Origin of the sequence: Streptomyces finlayi (genome assembly GCF_014216315.1) — a bacterium.
GTDB lineage: Bacteria > Actinomycetota > Actinomycetes > Streptomycetales > Streptomycetaceae > Streptomyces > Streptomyces finlayi_A.
On the sequence record NZ_CP045702.1, the window covers coordinates 7,059,238 to 7,073,744 of the forward strand.

At 71.7% G+C, this 14,507-nt stretch carries 16 protein-coding genes; 5 read left to right on the plus strand and 11 right to left on the minus strand.

The genetic code is table 11. The features are described from left to right. Window positions 1–47: 47 nt before the first annotated feature. From F0344_RS32395 to F0344_RS32410, 4 genes are all read right to left on the minus strand, one after another. The gene (locus tag F0344_RS32395; protein ID WP_185302153.1) at window positions 48–971 is read right to left on the minus strand and encodes a sirohydrochlorin chelatase; all 924 of its coding nucleotides are present in this window, start codon (window positions 969–971) and stop codon (window positions 48–50) included. 149 nt (window positions 972–1,120) lie between these two features. Further along, a complete protein-coding gene (locus F0344_RS32400) occupies window positions 1,121–2,215 on the minus strand; it encodes an N-acetylglucosamine kinase (protein ID WP_185302154.1) in 1,095 nt (364 codons plus the stop codon). Beyond that, entirely contained in the window at window positions 2,212–2,889 is a 678-nt protein-coding gene (locus F0344_RS32405; RefSeq protein ID WP_185302155.1) for a uracil-DNA glycosylase, read from the minus strand. Before F0344_RS32405 ends, F0344_RS32400 begins: the two co-directional genes overlap by 4 nt. A 111-nt stretch (window positions 2,890–3,000) precedes the next feature. Continuing rightward, window positions 3,001–4,086, minus strand: a complete 1,086-nt coding sequence (locus F0344_RS32410) for a WD40/YVTN/BNR-like repeat-containing protein (RefSeq protein ID WP_185302156.1) — start codon at window positions 4,084–4,086, stop codon at window positions 3,001–3,003. 194 nt (window positions 4,087–4,280) lie between these two features. Between F0344_RS32410 and F0344_RS32415 the strand changes: the two genes are divergently transcribed. The 4 genes from F0344_RS32415 to F0344_RS32430 all read left to right on the plus strand — a co-directional run bounded on the left by F0344_RS32415 (window position 4,281) and on the right by F0344_RS32430 (window position 7,199). Beyond that, complete coding sequence (locus F0344_RS32415; protein WP_185302157.1) at window positions 4,281–4,673, plus strand: hypothetical protein; 393 nt, start codon at window positions 4,281–4,283, stop codon at window positions 4,671–4,673. Window positions 4,674–4,822: 149 nt separating this feature from the next. After that, the gene (locus tag F0344_RS32420; protein ID WP_185302158.1) at window positions 4,823–5,932 is read left to right on the plus strand and encodes an NADH:flavin oxidoreductase/NADH oxidase; all 1,110 of its coding nucleotides are present in this window, start codon (window positions 4,823–4,825) and stop codon (window positions 5,930–5,932) included. Between the two features lie 49 nt (window positions 5,933–5,981). Beyond that, complete coding sequence (locus tag F0344_RS32425) at window positions 5,982–6,719, plus strand: class I SAM-dependent methyltransferase (protein WP_185302159.1); 738 nt, start codon at window positions 5,982–5,984, stop codon at window positions 6,717–6,719. Between the two features lie 102 nt (window positions 6,720–6,821). Then, window positions 6,822–7,199 carry an ArsR/SmtB family transcription factor gene (locus F0344_RS32430; RefSeq protein ID WP_185302160.1) on the plus strand — a complete coding sequence of 126 codons (378 nt, stop codon included), beginning with the start codon at window positions 6,822–6,824 and terminating at the stop codon, window positions 7,197–7,199. Between the two features lie 27 nt (window positions 7,200–7,226). Here the strand turns inward: F0344_RS32430 and F0344_RS32435 are convergent, their stop codons facing one another. Next, complete coding sequence (locus F0344_RS32435; RefSeq protein ID WP_185302161.1) at window positions 7,227–8,606, minus strand: FAD-dependent oxidoreductase; 1,380 nt, start codon at window positions 8,604–8,606, stop codon at window positions 7,227–7,229. A gap of 203 nt (window positions 8,607–8,809) precedes the next feature. Further along, a complete protein-coding gene (locus F0344_RS32440; protein WP_258050318.1) occupies window positions 8,810–9,496 on the minus strand; it encodes a DUF305 domain-containing protein in 687 nt (228 codons plus the stop codon). A 159-nt stretch (window positions 9,497–9,655) separates the two neighbouring features. On the opposite strand from F0344_RS32440, the gene F0344_RS32445 reads away from it, so the two are divergent. Then, window positions 9,656–11,146 (plus strand): LVIVD repeat-containing protein, encoded by a 1,491-nt coding sequence (locus tag F0344_RS32445; protein ID WP_185302162.1) that lies wholly within the window; start codon window positions 9,656–9,658, stop codon window positions 11,144–11,146. 156 nt (window positions 11,147–11,302) lie between these two features. On the opposite strand, the gene F0344_RS32450 is transcribed toward F0344_RS32445, so the two are convergent. The 5 genes from F0344_RS32450 to F0344_RS32470 all read right to left on the minus strand — a co-directional run bounded on the left by F0344_RS32450 (window position 11,303) and on the right by F0344_RS32470 (window position 14,493). Then, complete coding sequence (locus F0344_RS32450) at window positions 11,303–11,800, minus strand: GNAT family N-acetyltransferase (protein ID WP_185302163.1); 498 nt, start codon at window positions 11,798–11,800, stop codon at window positions 11,303–11,305. Window positions 11,801–11,849: 49 nt separating this feature from the next. Beyond that, window positions 11,850–12,029 (minus strand): hypothetical protein, encoded by a 180-nt coding sequence (locus F0344_RS32455; protein ID WP_185302164.1) that lies wholly within the window; start codon window positions 12,027–12,029, stop codon window positions 11,850–11,852. A gap of 106 nt (window positions 12,030–12,135) precedes the next feature. Further along, the gene (locus F0344_RS32460) at window positions 12,136–12,834 is read right to left on the minus strand and encodes an HAD family hydrolase (RefSeq protein WP_185302165.1); all 699 of its coding nucleotides are present in this window, start codon (window positions 12,832–12,834) and stop codon (window positions 12,136–12,138) included. Beyond that, complete coding sequence (locus F0344_RS32465; RefSeq protein WP_185302166.1) at window positions 12,831–13,514, minus strand: phosphatase PAP2 family protein; 684 nt, start codon at window positions 13,512–13,514, stop codon at window positions 12,831–12,833. The genes F0344_RS32460 and F0344_RS32465 overlap by 4 nt, the downstream gene beginning before the upstream one ends. Window positions 13,515–13,557: 43 nt before the next feature. Then, entirely contained in the window at window positions 13,558–14,493 is a 936-nt protein-coding gene (locus tag F0344_RS32470) for a M56 family metallopeptidase (RefSeq protein WP_185302167.1), read from the minus strand. Between the last annotated feature and the right edge of the window lie 14 nt (window positions 14,494–14,507).

Consider the following 14,507-nt stretch of genomic DNA (forward strand, 5'->3'; position numbering starts at 1 on the left):
GGTCGTCCGCACCGGCCGACGTGCGTGTGCCGGTGGCGCGTGGCAGCTCAGTGAGCCTGTGCGCCCTGCGGCGTCGCGGGGGTGATGCCGAGCGCCGTCGCGTACAGCGAGAGCACCAGCTTGCCGATGGCCGGGTACGCGCCGAGCGGCTCGGCCGTCGCGCAGCCGGCCTCCTTCGCGGCGGCATCCAGCAGGGTCGGGTCGATCTCCGGGCCGACCAGATACGGCGCGAGCGCCAGCTGCGACGAACCGGAGCTCTGCAGCTGATCCGCGATCGAGGCGACCGAACCCTCCACGTCGAGGGCGGCGGCCATGACCGGCACGGCGAGCCGCGCGGCCAGCAGCATGCCGGTGATCCCGGCGGCCTGCACGGCCTCGTCGCCGCCCACCGTGGCCAGCACGATGCCGTCCGCGGCGGTCGCCACGGTGAACAGCCTGGCGCGGTCGGCGCGCGCCAGCCCGGCCTCCGAGAGACGCACGTGCAGCGCCTCGGCGAGCAGCGGGTGCGGGCCGAGTACGTCGGTCAGCTCGACCTGGGTACCGCTGTCCATCACGGCCTGCCGTATCCGCCGCATGAGGGCGTTGTCCGGCCCCGCCAGAAGCGGAACCACGATGGCGGACGGGCCTTCGGGAGCGGCGGCCGCACGGCCGGCGGCCATGGCCTGCTCGTAGCGCGCGACGCGCTCGGCGGCGGCGTGCGCGAGTACGGCGGCCAGAGTCGGGTATTCGTCGTCGTCGCCGTCGAGATATCCGATCCGGGCATTCAGGCCGGGAAGCTCGGAACGAGCGATGCTGATCACCTCTTCGGCCAGGCTGCGCGTGGCCGAAGAGGGAGTACCGGGAAGGGCGAGAACGAGCGCGGCGGCGCCCTCGGGTGCGACCACGGGCTCCGGGCGGCGGTGCCGTCCGGACTGGCGAGGTCGCGGCATTCGTACAGGCAGGCCGGAAGCGGGCCCAGTGGGGGTGCTCATGGCGCCGCATGCTACTGGTTTTGGGTGCTCCTCTGTTCGGGGAGGGCCCAGTCAGGCGTCATCTGCCCGCTAATGTCCGTTGAGTCGCATAACAACCAACCGCCCCGTTCTGTCGGCCGGAACGGCTTCCCGAATGGCTGCTCGTATCCCTAATCGTCACCCGGTCCACGCCCCCGTCCGGACCCGGACGGGACCTCCGGCGCCGCCAGCGGCGTGGTGGCCGGATTCCGGCCCGGTACGTACAGCAGGGCCGGATGGGCCGGCAGCCGGAGACCGGAGACCGCGAGCGCCCGGGCGATGCGGACGGAGCCGGTGAGCGGGTCGCCCGCGGCGGGCACCACCACTGCCTGCGGCACCTGCCGCTCCAGCTCTTCGCGCAGCGGTACGAGCAGGGGGTCGCCCATCCGGAACAGCCCGCCGGTCAGGGCCACTTCGCGCTGCCCGGCACCCTCGGACCCCGCCTCGGGACACACCGCCGCGGCAGTCTCCGCGATGTGCTCCGCGGCCTCCCGCAGGATTGCCGCGGCGACCGGATCGTCATCGGCGCAGGCCGCGACCTCGGGGGCGAAGGACGCGAGCAGGGCGGGCCGGTCCGTCCGCGGGTAGAGCAGGCCAGGCAGGTCCGCCGCCGGACCGAAGACCGCCGTCAGCCGGGTGAGCAGAGCGGTGGAGCCGCCCCGCCGTCCGTCATGGGCACGCATGGCCGCTTCGAGTCCGGCCCGTCCGATCCAGGCCCCGCCACCGCAGTCACCCAGAAGATGACCCCAGCCGTCCGCCCTGCGCCAGTCGGAAAGGTCGGTGCCGAGCGCGATCATGCCGGTGCCGCCCGCGATTACGGCGCCCGGTCGCTGGCCGAGTGCGCCCGCGTACGCGGTCACCGCGTCGGCGGCCAGCGCGAGTCGTCGCACGCCCAGTCCGGCCGCGAGCGCGCCGGGCAGTTCCGCACGCAGCCGGTCACCGAGCGTCGCCATTCCGGCAGCCCCGATCGCGAGAGCGGCGATGCCGCCGGAGTGGTCCGTGCCGTCCCCATGTCCCTCCGCGGCCCGGTCGAGCAGCTCGCGGACGGCGGGCACGAGCTGCGCCAGCAGATGGTCCGCGTCGATGCCGCCGGGACCCGTCCGTACCGGTTCGCAACAGGCTCGCGTCGACACGGGCCGCTCCTCGTCGACCGTCCCGAGGGCGACCCGCAACCCCGATCCACCGGAGTCCACGCCGATGACGTACCGGTCCGGGGGACCGGTCATGGCAGCCGCCAGTCGACCGGCTGCGCCCCCTGGCGCTCCAGCAGCTCATTGGTCCGGCTGAACGGCCGCGAGCCGAAGAAGCCGCGGTCCGCCGACATGGGGGAGGGGTGCGAGGACTCGATCGCCGGATAGTCGCCCAGCAGGGGGCGCAGGTTACCGGCGTCGCGCCCCCACAGGATGGACACCAGGGGCGTGCCCCGGGCCACCAGCGCCCGGATGGCCTGTTCGGTGACCTCTTCCCAGCCCTTGCCGCGGTGGGCCGCGGGCCGCCGCGGCGCGGTGGTCAGCGCCCTGTTGAGCAGCAGCACCCCCTGCCGTGTCCACGGCGTCAGGTCACCGTTGGACGGCCGGGACAGCCCCAGGTCCGCGTGCAGCTCACGGAAGATGTTCTGCAGGCTGCCCGGCAGCGGACTCACGTCGGGCGCCACGGCGAAACTGAGACCGATCGCGTGCCCGGGAGTCGGATACGGGTCCTGGCCGACGATCAGGACCCGTACCTCATCGAAGGGTTGCTGGAATGCCCGCAGGACGTTCGGCCCCGCGGGCAGGTAGGTGCGCCCCGCGGCGATCTCGGTACGAAGGAAGTCGCCCATCGCGGCGACGCGTTCGGCCACGGGCTCAAGGGCTTGCGCCCACCCCGGCTCGACGATTTCTTTCAACGGTCGTGCTGCCACGGGCCGCACTCTACTGCTGATACGACCACGCCGATCAACTGACCTGTGCGAGCGCCGCGATCCGCCCCCGGACACCGCCACGGCCGCGCCGCCCCCGCAGGCACCGGCCCGTCAGCCGATCACCGCCGCCCGCACGCACAGCACGTCCGGAAGATGAGAGAAGAGCTGCTCCCAGGTGTCACCGTCGTCAGCGCTCGCGAACACCTCGCCGTTGCGATTGCCGAAGTAGACACCCGCGGGATCGGCGTCGTCCGTACAGAGCGCGTCACGCAGGACCGTGCCGTAGTGCGCGCCCTCGGGAAGTCCCGCTGACAGCGGCTCCCAGGTACGGCCCGCGTCGCTGGTACGGAACACCCGGCAGCGGCGCTCGGCCGGGACACGGTCGGCGTCTGCGTTGATCGGGAAGATGTAGGCCGTCTCGCCGCGGTGCGGGTGAGCGGCGGCGGCGAATCCGAAGTCGGAGGGCAGCCCCGCCCCGATGTCCGTCCACGAGTCGCCGGAGTCGTCGCTCCGGAAGACCCCCCAGTGGTTCTGGAGGTAGAGCCGGTCCGGATCGGCCGCGTCGCGCGTCACCTTGTGGACGCACTGCCCGAACTCCGGATCGGGGTCCGGCAGGAAGACCGCCGACACGCCCTTGTTCGAAGGTGCCCAGCTCGCGCCGCCGTCGTTCGTCCGGAAAACACCTGCCGTGGACACCGCCACCGTGACCGCCCGGGCGTCCCGGGGGTCGGTCAGGATGGTGTGCAGGCCCTCGCCGCCTCCGCCGGGCACCCACTTCGAGCGGGTGGGGTGCTCCCAGAGCGGACGGACGAGCTCGAAGGACTCGCCGCCGTCCTCCGACCGGAACAGTGCCGCCGGCTCGGTGCCCGCGTACACCACGTCCGGCGCCTCGGGGCCGGCCGGATGCAGCTGCCACACTCTTTCCAGTGACGCCTCGGTGAACTGCGGGAACTTGACCGCGGGTTGCTTCGGCTCGACCCACGTCGCGCCCAGGTCGTCGGAGTGGAACACCGAGGGACCCCAGTGCGCGCTGTCGCCGCCGACGAGCAGCCGGGGCGTCTCCCGGCGGGTGTCGATGCCGATCGAGTAGATCGCCTGGGCGTTGAAGTGCGGGCCGTCGAACTCCCACGTACCGCCGCGCCTGCGGCCGATGAAGAGTCCTTTGCGGGTACCTACGGTGAGCAGTACCTCGGTCATGACAGAGACCTCCCGAAACTCCGTTGAGTCGGATAGGGGCCAGTGTGCACCCGGCCACTGACAGTGGCGCGCAGAGCGCCGTTCACGCAGGTCGGAGCGGCGATGGCACAGGCAAGGGGGCCGGGGCTGTCCGCCCTGTCAGGGGTCCCGCGGGGCACGGCTAAGGTCGTGAACGGGACAAGGAGGCGACATCCATGGCTATCGGGATCGACGACGCGCAGGGGCGCCGCACGCACGTCGAGGTGACACCGGGCGTGCTGCAGGTGGGCATCCGGTTCTCTGCACGGCCGGAGGGGCCCTCCTGGTCCTGCACACCGGCCGCGGCCAGGGAGCTGGCCGCCGCGCTCGTGCGGTCCGCCGGGGAGGCTGAGAAGCTGTCGCCGGCGGACCCCGTCACCGTCAGGGCGGACGGACTGCGCCGGGGAGACGTGCGGGACGGGAACCGGATCATGACGGTCGAGAGCGTCCGGAACGACGGCTCCACCGCCCACGTCACCTGGAAGTCGGGCGCCGGGCGGAGCTGGACGCAGGCGTACGCGGCCGACGCCGGGATCACGCTCCGGTACCGCCTGCGGACGGAGGCCTGAGCGACGGCCTCGGGAGCGCGAGCGCCCAGCGGTTGTACGAGAGGTTTCGTAATTCGACGATCGTCGTAGTACGGTATCTCTCGTACAAGGCGCGGTCCTGTTCCGCCGCGTCAGCCGTGCCCGTCACATCAGGTGAAACGGAGTCTGTCGTGAGCGCCCTCTTCGAGCCCTACGTCCTGCGATCGCTGACCATTCCCAACCGCATCTGGATGGCGCCCATGTGCCAGTACAGCGCGGAAGTCTTCGGGCCGAACGCGGGCGTCGCCAACGACTGGCACTTCTCCCACTACGCGGCCCGCGCCGCCGGAGGCACCGGCCTCATCCTGGTCGAGGCCACCGCGGTCAGCCCGCAGGGGCGCATCAGCCCCGCGGACCTGGGCCTCTGGAACGACACCCAGGCCGACGCCCTCCGCCGTATCACGGCCTTCCTGACCGGCCAGGGGACCGTGCCCGGTATCCAGCTCGCCCACGCCGGCCGTAAGGCCTCCACCGAGCGCCCCTGGCGCGGCGGCGGCCCGGTCGAGGCCGGCGCACCGGACAGCGAGGGCTGGCAGCCTGTCGCGCCCAGTCCCACCCCGTACGACGACGGCCACCCGGCTCCCCGCGAGCTGACCGTGGACGAGATCGGCGAGATCGTCGGGCAGTTCGCGGATGCCGCCCGGCGGGCACTGGAGGCGGGCTTCCAGGTCGCCGAGATCCACGGTGCGCACGGCTACCTGATCGGCGAGTTCCTCTCCCCGCACAGCAACCACCGCACCGACGCCTACGGCGGCTCCTTCGAGAACCGCACCCGGTTCGCCCTGGAGGTCGTCGACGCGGTACGCGCGGTGTGGCCCGAGGAGCTCCCGCTGTTCTTCCGCATCTCCGCCACCGACTGGCTCACGGAGAACACCGAAGACGAGCGGGAGGGATGGACGGCCGACGAAACGGTCCGCCTCGCGCACGAGCTGCGGGCGCACGGAGTCGACCTGCTCGACGTCTCGACCGGCGGGCTCGCACCCGGGGCCCGTATCCCCGTCGGCCCCGACTACCAGGTGCCGTTCGCCGAGCGGGTCCGCGCCGAGGCAGGACTCCCCGTGGCGGCGGTCGGCCTGATCACCGACCCGGTCCAGGCCGAGAAGATCGTCGCCGACCGGCGGGCGGACGCCGTGCTGCTCGGCAGGGAGCTGCTGCGCGACCCCTACTTCGCCCGCCACGCCGCGCGCGAACTGGGCAGCGCGACGGTGCCGGTTCCCGAGCAGTACGGCTGGGCGGTCTGACCTGGCGCCCGCGCCGCTCCGGGGTCCTCTGTGGGTACGCTGATCCGCGATGTTCACTTCAGAGGGCCCCACGCTCCGCGAACTGGCCGTTCAGGCGCTCTCGTCCGTCGAGCGCGGATACGACCTGCTCGCCCCGAAGTTCGACCTGACGCCCTACCGGACCCCGGACCGGGTGCTCGACGCCGTCACGCGGGCGCTCCGGCCCCTGGGGCCGTTCGCCGCGGGACTCGACGTGTGCTGCGGCACCGGGGCGGGTGCCGGCGTCCTGCGGCAGGTGTGCGACGAGCGGGTCACCGGTGTCGACTTCAGCGCGGGCATGCTGGCCGCCGGCCGGTCCGCCCTGGCCGGTGACGACCGGTCCGCGGCCGGCCCCGCCGTGCACTGGGTGCGCGCCGACGCGCTGGCCCTCCCCTTCGCGCCGGCCTTCGACGTGGCCCTCAGCCTCGGTGCGTTCGGCCATTTCCTGCCGAGGGAGCGGCCCGTCCTCTTCGCGCAGGTGTACGCCTCGCTGCGGCCCGGCGGCCGGTTCGTCTTCCCGGTGGGAGCGCCGCCCGCGGTGGGCTCCAGGGTCTACTGGTCGCTGCTGGGCTTCGACATGGCCATGCGGGTCCGCAACGCGCTGTGGCGGCCGGCCTTCGTCATGTACTACCGGACGTTCCCGCTCCCCGATGTCCTCGACGATCTGGCCGGGGCCGGATTCACCGTGCGTCTGCTGCCCCTGACCGAGCTGGGCAGCCGCCCGGACGGCAGCCCCCGCGCCCGCATGGTGGTCGCGACGCGGGAGTGAGCCACGCCGCGCGTCTCCCGCCGCCCGGTACGGCGCCGTTCTCCGGCCCCAGAACTACGACGGCACTCGTACAATGGAGCACCCGGACGAAGTGGAGCCACCGTGACCCCCGCAAGCGCCCCCACCACCGAACCCGCAACGGCCCCCGGCTCCCGCGCGCTTGCCCACCCCGCCCGCGAGGAGATCAGGGTCGAAGGTGTCCTGCACGCCCTCGCCGATCCGGTGCGACTGCGCATCGTGCGGCAACTGGCCGGTACGGCGGACCTGCTGGCCTGCTCCACCTTCGATCTTCCGGTGACCAAGTCCACCACCACGCACCACTTCCGGGTCCTGCGCGAGAGCGGGGTCATCCACCAGACGTACCGGGGCACCGCGAAGGTGAGCGGTCTGCGCAAGGACGACCTGGACGCGCTCTTCCCGGGGCTGCTCGACACGGTGCTCGCGGCCGCGGACCGGCAGGCGGAGCGCCTCGCGGGCTGACGCCGTCAGGCAGGAGGCGCCGGGCCCTCAGCGCCCGTCGTCCCCGGCCGCGTCCAGCAGACCGTTCCAGTCCGGGATCTTCACCTGCCCGCGGCCGAGCGACCGCCCGAGTGCGGCCTCGGCGCGCTCGATGGCCAGCCAGCCGTCCCAGGCGACCGGCCGCAGCCCCCAACTCCGCAGGGTGCCCAGCGGATCGGCCGCCACGGACCGGCGCAGCAGCAGGGGAGCGTCCTCGGTCAGCGAGGCGACGGTCTCCTTGGCGCACGAGCGGTTCGAGCCGATCACCCCGGTCGGGCCCCGCTTGATCCACCCCGCGACGTACTCCCCGGGCGACGGCTCTCCGTCCCTGAGTACCCGCCCCGCCAGATGGGGCACGGTTCCACGTGCCGTGTCGAACGGCAGCCCGGGCAGCGGCAGCCCCCGGTACCCGACCGCCCGCAGCACGAGCTGGGCGTCGATGTCCTCGTACGTACCGGTGTCGCGTACGCCCCCGGCGCCGTCCGGTGCGGTGTGCGCGAACCGCACTCCGGCGACCCGCCCCGCGCGTTCGAGCAGCTCCACCGGCCGCAGGAAGAAGCGGAGGCGGATGCGGCGCAGCCGGTCCGCGCGGGGGGAGGCGGGGGCCGCCGCCCAGCCGCGGAGCACCTCCAGATTGCGCCGTACCAAGGCAGGGAGCGGTGGCGTGTCCTGCCCGCCCGCAGGGGTCGCGTACGCGGGGTCGCGGGCCAGCTCCGCGGCGTCCACGATCATCCGGGCCCGCGGCAGCGCGCCCAGCTCGCGCAGTTCCTTGGTGGTGAACCGGGCCTGCGAGGGACCACGCCGGCCCGCGATGTGCACGTCGCGCACCAGGCTGCCGGCGAGTGCGCTCAGCGCGGCGGGCGGCACGTCCGTCGAGTGGAACTCCTCCGCGCCGCGCGCGAGGATCCGGGCCACGTCGACCGCCACGTTCCCCACCCCGATCACCACGGCGGAACGGGCCCGGAGCGGGAAGGCGTCAGCGGCCGCGTCCGGATGCGCGCTGTACCAGGACACGAACTCGGTGGCCGAGAAGCTGCCCGGCAGCTCCTCGCCCGGCACCGAGAGGCCCCGGTCCGCCGCCGCCCCCACGCAGTAGACGACCGCGTGGTACAGCTGCTTGAGCCGGTCGGGTGAGAGCCCGCTGTCGCCGCCCACCTCGACATGACCGACGAAGGTGATCCGCTCGTCCTCCAGGACGGTCCGGAGACTGCTCTGGAGGGACTTGATCTTCTCGTGGTCGGGCGCGACGCCGTACCGCACCAGCCCGTACGGCGTCGGCAGCCGGTCCAGGACATGCACCCGCACGTCCGGCACCAGGGACTGCTGCACCAGGGCCTGGGCGGTGTAGACCCCACTGGGACCGGAACCGACGACGGCGACACGGAGCACGGCGCACCTCTTCCCGCAGGCTGCTTCCAGCATCGCACCGCCGCGCGGATCGGGGGAGGGGTGCGGGCCCGGCATCTGCGGCCACCGGGCCGTCGCGCGAGCCCCGCCACCGCACCCCGCCACGGCACCCCGCCACCGCACCCCGCTGTCACCCGAGCCCCGCCACCTGATCCCGTCACCTCAGGGGAGACACCTCGGGCCCGTCACCGCATGAGTGAGCGCATCCGGTCGATCTCCACCGTCTGCTGGGCGACGACGTCCGTAGCCATCTCCTCGACGGGCACGTCGTTGCCCTCGGACAGCGCCTCGACCGCCATGGTGACCGCTCCCTGGTGGTGGGTGATCATCAGCTTCAGGAAGAGCTCGTCGAAGGCTTCGCCACGTACGGCGCGCAGTTCCTTCAGCTGTGCATCCGTCGCCATGCCGGGCATCGTGCCGTGGTCGTGGGTCGGCTTGCGCTTGTCCCCACCGTTGTTTTTCAGCCAACCTTCCATCGCGGCGATTTCGGGCTTCTGGCCCGATGCGATGCGATCCGCGAACCGTTTGACGGAGGAGGAGCCCGCACGGTCGGCGGCGAGATCCGTCATCACCAGAGCCTGCGCGTGGTGCTCGATCATCATCCGCGCATAGCGGAAGTCCGCGGAGTTGGGAGCCGGCGCCCCCGCCTCCTCGCGGGCCTCCTCGGCGGACAGACGCCGGGCAGGCTCGCCCGGCTTTCCGGGCGCCACCACCGAAGGGCCCTTGTGCGCCTTGGCGTCGGCGTCCTGGTTCCCGCTGCCCGAGTCGCAGGCTACGAGGGCGAATGCGGCAGCGGCGACCGCTGTCATGAGAGCGGCTCCGCGCATGCGTCTGGTCTGACGGCGGATCAACACGGCGACCTCCTGGGCCACATGGGTTTGTTGCACACCGTCCTAACACGCTTCCACAGGGCCGCGATCAGAAACTCTCATTACGTCTCTGTTGCCATCTGTTGATGTGGACACGGAAGGGACGATACTGCCGGGGTCCGTGAACCCGTTCAGCTGTGAACGGATACCAGGGAGGACATAGTGACCTCGTTGCACACCACCCGCGTGCGGCGCAGACGTCTGGGAGTGGCAGCAGCCGCAGCCGGGCTTTTCGCCACTCTGCTGACCGCCGGCACCGCCGTCGCGACGCCCGATCCCGGTGACGCCCCCATCACCCCCAAGGGCATATCCGCCGGCCAGGAGGCCGAAGCCACGGCCGCGATCCGGAGCGGCGAGATACCCGGCGTGGACGAGATCGTCCACAGCCCGAACATCAAGCACCTCACCAACGTCCCGAAGGACGCCCTCAAGGGCACCAACTCGGACCTGGCGTTCCAGGGGAAGTACGCGTTCTCCGGCAACTACGACGGCTTCGTGATCTACGACATCAGCAAGCCGTCGTCCCCGAAGACCGTCTCGCAGGTCCTCTGCCCCGGGGGGCAGAACGACATCACGGTCTCCGGCGACCTGCTCTTCCTGTCCACCGACTCCTCACGCAGCGACGACTCGTGTGCGAGCACCTCTCAACCCGCCACGGAGAAGTCCTCCTGGGAGGGCATGAAGATCTTCGACATCAGCGACAAGCGCAACCCGGAGTACGTCGCCGCTGTCGAGACCGCGTGTGGTTCACACACCCACACGCTGATCCCCAAGCGTTCGAGCGTGTACGTGTACGTCTCCTCGTACTCGCCGAACGAGGCGTTCCCCGACTGCCAGCCGCCGCATGACGGAATCTCCGTCATCAAGGTCCCGCGCAGCGCCCCCGAAGAGGCCCGGATCGTGAACTTCCCGGTGCTCTTCCCGGACGGCGGGAACCCCGGCGCGCCGGCCAACCCGGGCGTCTCCAAGACGACCGGCTGCCACGACATCACCGTGCTGCCCTCGAAGGACCTGGCCGCCGGAGCCTGCATGGGTGACGGTCTGCTGTTCTCGATCGAGGACCCGGTGAACCCGAAGATCATCGACCGGGTCCAGGACAACGTGAACTTCGCGTTCTGGCACTCGGCGACGTTCAACCAGGGTGCCGACAAGGTCGTCTTCACCGACGAGCTCGGCGGCGGCGGCGCGGCGACCTGCAACGAGGCCATCGGCCCGAAGCGCGGCGCCGACGGCATCTACGACATCGTGGGCCGCGGCGACCACCGCAAGCTGGTCTTCCGCAGTTACTTCAAGATCGACCGCCATCAGGCCGACGCCGAGGTCTGTGTCGCCCACAACGGCTCGATCATCCCCGTCAAGGGCCGCGACCTGATGGTCCAGGCCTGGTACCAGGGAGGCATCTCGGTCTGGGACTTCACCAACTCCTCGGCGCCCAAGGAGATCGCCTTCTTCGAGCGTGGTCCGGTCACCCTGGACAGGGTGACCACGGCCGGTTCATGGTCCGCGTACTACTACAACGGTCACATCTACAGCAATGACATCGCCAAGGGCTTCGATGTGCTGAGGCTCGACGACCGCCGGACCGACCCGGCGAAGAAGGTGCGGATGTCCGAGCTCAACCCGCAGACGCAGCCGGACTACTTCGCCCGCTAGGCCGTCCGCTCCGGCATACGGCACCCGAGGTGTCCCGCCGCGCCGCGCGTGGCCCGGCGGAACGCCTCACCGACCGACAAGCGGCATGGGGACGCGCTGTTCCCCCCCGGACCGGCCGGACCTCCACGGGTCCGGCCGGTCCGCTGTGCCGCGGACTCAGGCGCGCTCCATGCAGACGAGACCCTCCCTGGCGTCCCAGGAGTCGACCACGGTGAAGCCGAGCCGCTCGTAGAGCGCGATGGCTCCCGTACGCCAGCTCCACACGGAGAGTGCCACCGGACTCGCACCGATCTCCGCCGCGTGGTCCAGCGCACATCCGACCAGCGCGGAGGCGACGCCCGCTCCACGCATCGCGGGGTCCACCCACAGGCGTTTGATCTCGGAGCGCCCCCCGACCGGAGCGGTCACCACCAGGCAGCCCACCGAGGCGCCCTCGCTCCTGGCGACCACCACGACGTCGTCGGCGAAGGCGTGGTGCGGCGACAGGATCTCCGTGCGGTACCGCGTGGGCAGCGCCTCCGCACGCTCCACGGCCCGGCCCTTCTCGGCCTCCGTACACAGGTGGTACGCGGTCAGCAGCGCGGTGAGCCCGTCGGCGGGGGACAGGTCCCGGCCTGGCAGACGGTGTATGAGCACAGTGGGCCGGTCGATCATCCCAGCAGCATCGCACAGGCCGTCTGGGGAAGCGGAGCGTTTCCGTCCGTCAGGCGGCGGACCGCACGCTCGTCCCCGTCGCCGCGGCCCACTCCACCAGCAGTCGCTGGTACTCAGCCTCGTCCTCCGGAGACAGGTATCCGCCCGAGCGCTGCCACAGGTCGCGAATCGCGTCATTGACGACGGAGGTGGAACGCACGGAACCTGACGAGGAGGGAGAGGTGGACATGCGTACAAGGCTACGACCCCGATCGGACAATCCGACACAGTGTGCGACGGGGACATCCCTCACATCTCCACATCGGCCAGGATTATGGCTGATTCCGACCGGCGCGTCACGCTGTCCGGGTCAGCCCCAGCGCGTGCAGGCCGTCCGGCCGTTCCTCCACCGGGAGGTGCTCGACGAAGCGCACCGCGCATCCCAGCGCCGCCGCGCCGCCGTCGGCACGCCGGTCGTCACCCACCATCACCACCCGGGCCGGTTCCCGGTCCAGCAGTGCGCAGGCGGTACGGAACAGGCGCGCGTCCGGCTTCTGGACTCCGTGCTCGAAGGACAGCACGTACGCGTCGACCAGGGAATCCAGCCCATGGGCGTGGAAGACCGGTCGCAGATCCCAGCCGATGTTGCTGACCACACCGATCGCCACCCCGTCACGGCGCAGACCGCGCAACACCCGTTCCGCATCGGGGTAAGGGCGCCACGCCGCGGGAGACATATGGCGGGCGTACAGGGCGTCGTAGAGGCCGGGATCCGGCAGCGCGACCTGACGAGCGAGCCCCGTATAGGCTTCCCGGTGCAGTTCGGCGCTCCGGTCACGGTCCGCCCAGGCCGCCGCGAGGTGGTGGGGAACACATTCGGGGGCCGGTCCGCCGGGCAGCGCCCCGGCGGACGTCAGCTCACGCACGTACCGCTCGAACACCCGCGGTCCGACGCGCAGACCGCACTCGTCCAGGACCGTGCGCAGCCAGGAGCGCACCGGCTCGATGCGGAAGAGCGTTCCGGAGAAGTCGAAGAGGGCGCCTGTGAACGTCATGGATCGATCCTCCCCGCCCGGAACGCGGTGTATCCGAGGATCGAGAACGCGGCCGTCGCGGCGCCCAGCAGTGTGCCGCCCACCACATCGGTCATCCAGTGGACGCCGAGATAGACCCGGGTGAAAGCGACTCCGACGACGGAGACGGCCGCCACCACCAGAGCGCTACGCCACCACAGGGGCGCCGCCCCCTTCAGTCGCAGCAGCCACAGCAGGAGGGCGCAGGTCACCACCGACGTCATCACATGACCCGAAGGGAAGGCCGCGTACTGCGCGGAATCCACCGGGTCCGGCCACTGGGGCCTGTCCCGGCCGACGGCGGACTTGAGCCCTTGCTGGACGAGTGCGGAGAGCGCACTCGTGGCCGCCACCCAGACAGCGAGCCAGCGGGCGCCGCGCCACCACAGGGCGATCGCGGTGACGGCGATCACGGCGCGCATCGTCCAGGGGTCCCACACCCAGTCCGTCAGCACGCGGTTGACGTGGACCAGCACCGGTTCGGTCACGGCCCTGCGGTGCAGGGTGTCGGCGACCGTGCGGTCCACGGACATGAGCGGGGCCCAGCTCACCGCGACGAGAGCCACCAGCACCGCCGAGAGGGCCGCGCATACGGTGGCCGCCCGCGCGAGGTGGGGGCCGTCCCGGCGACGGGCGGGCGGGGAAAAGTGTGGGGGGTCCATGCGGCGCATGGGGTGAATCCTCGCCGACGTTCGCCGCGACCGGCTATCCCAGCGCGCTGAGTCCCGGGACGAAAGCCACCAGCAGCGGGACGGCGGGCAGCAGGGTGGCCGCCGCGGTCAGCCGCAGTTTGCGGCCGGCGGTGAGCCGCTCCGTGGGCGCCAGCAACCGGTTCACCCTCAGCGGGACTTGGGCATCCGTGGACGGGCAGGGGCCGAACACGCCCCGGTCCTCGTTGAGCCCGACCAGGGCCAGCGCGGTCGTGAGCCGTCCGAAACGGCGCGATGCCACATCGTCGGCAGCGAGTTCGACGAGCCGGTGCATCTCCCCGCGGAACGCGGCGAAGACGGGAATCTGCGGAAAGCCCGCGGCCAGCGCACCCGAACAGTGCAGCAGCCAGTCGTGCCGCGCCCGTGCGTGCCCCTGCTCGTGCGCCAGCACCGAATCCAGCTGACGGCCCTTCAGGCGGCCGAGCGCGGCAGTCGTGATGACCAGTTGAGGTGCGGTGCCGGGCAGCCACCAGGCGTCGGGGCGCTCGCCCTCCAGCACCACGAGCCGGCCGCCACCGGGCTCCTCGCCGGGCATCAGCGGCGAACGGATCAGCAGTTCGGTACGGCGCCGCGCGCGGCGCGACCGCGCCCGGAGGATCTCCCGTACCAGCATGGCGAGCGTCCACGCCCCGCCGAGAGCCAGCAGCACGGCGATCACGGCCGACCAGGGGCCGTACGCCGCCAGCGCGTACGCCTCGACCACCGCGTGCGGCGCGGGCGCGAACACATGCCCGCGCACCGCCTGCCAGGCGGCGGACGCGCTGAACATCATGGAGAGCCCGAACGACAGCAGCACTCCTGCCACGACGCACTGCCAGACCCACAGGGCCACCACCGGCTCGCGCTCCGGCCACTGCGCCCGTGCCATCAGGCTGGGGGTCACGAGGGCGGCCAGTGCACCGAGCAGCAGCAGCACGAGGGAGACCAACATGGGGTCACCCTATG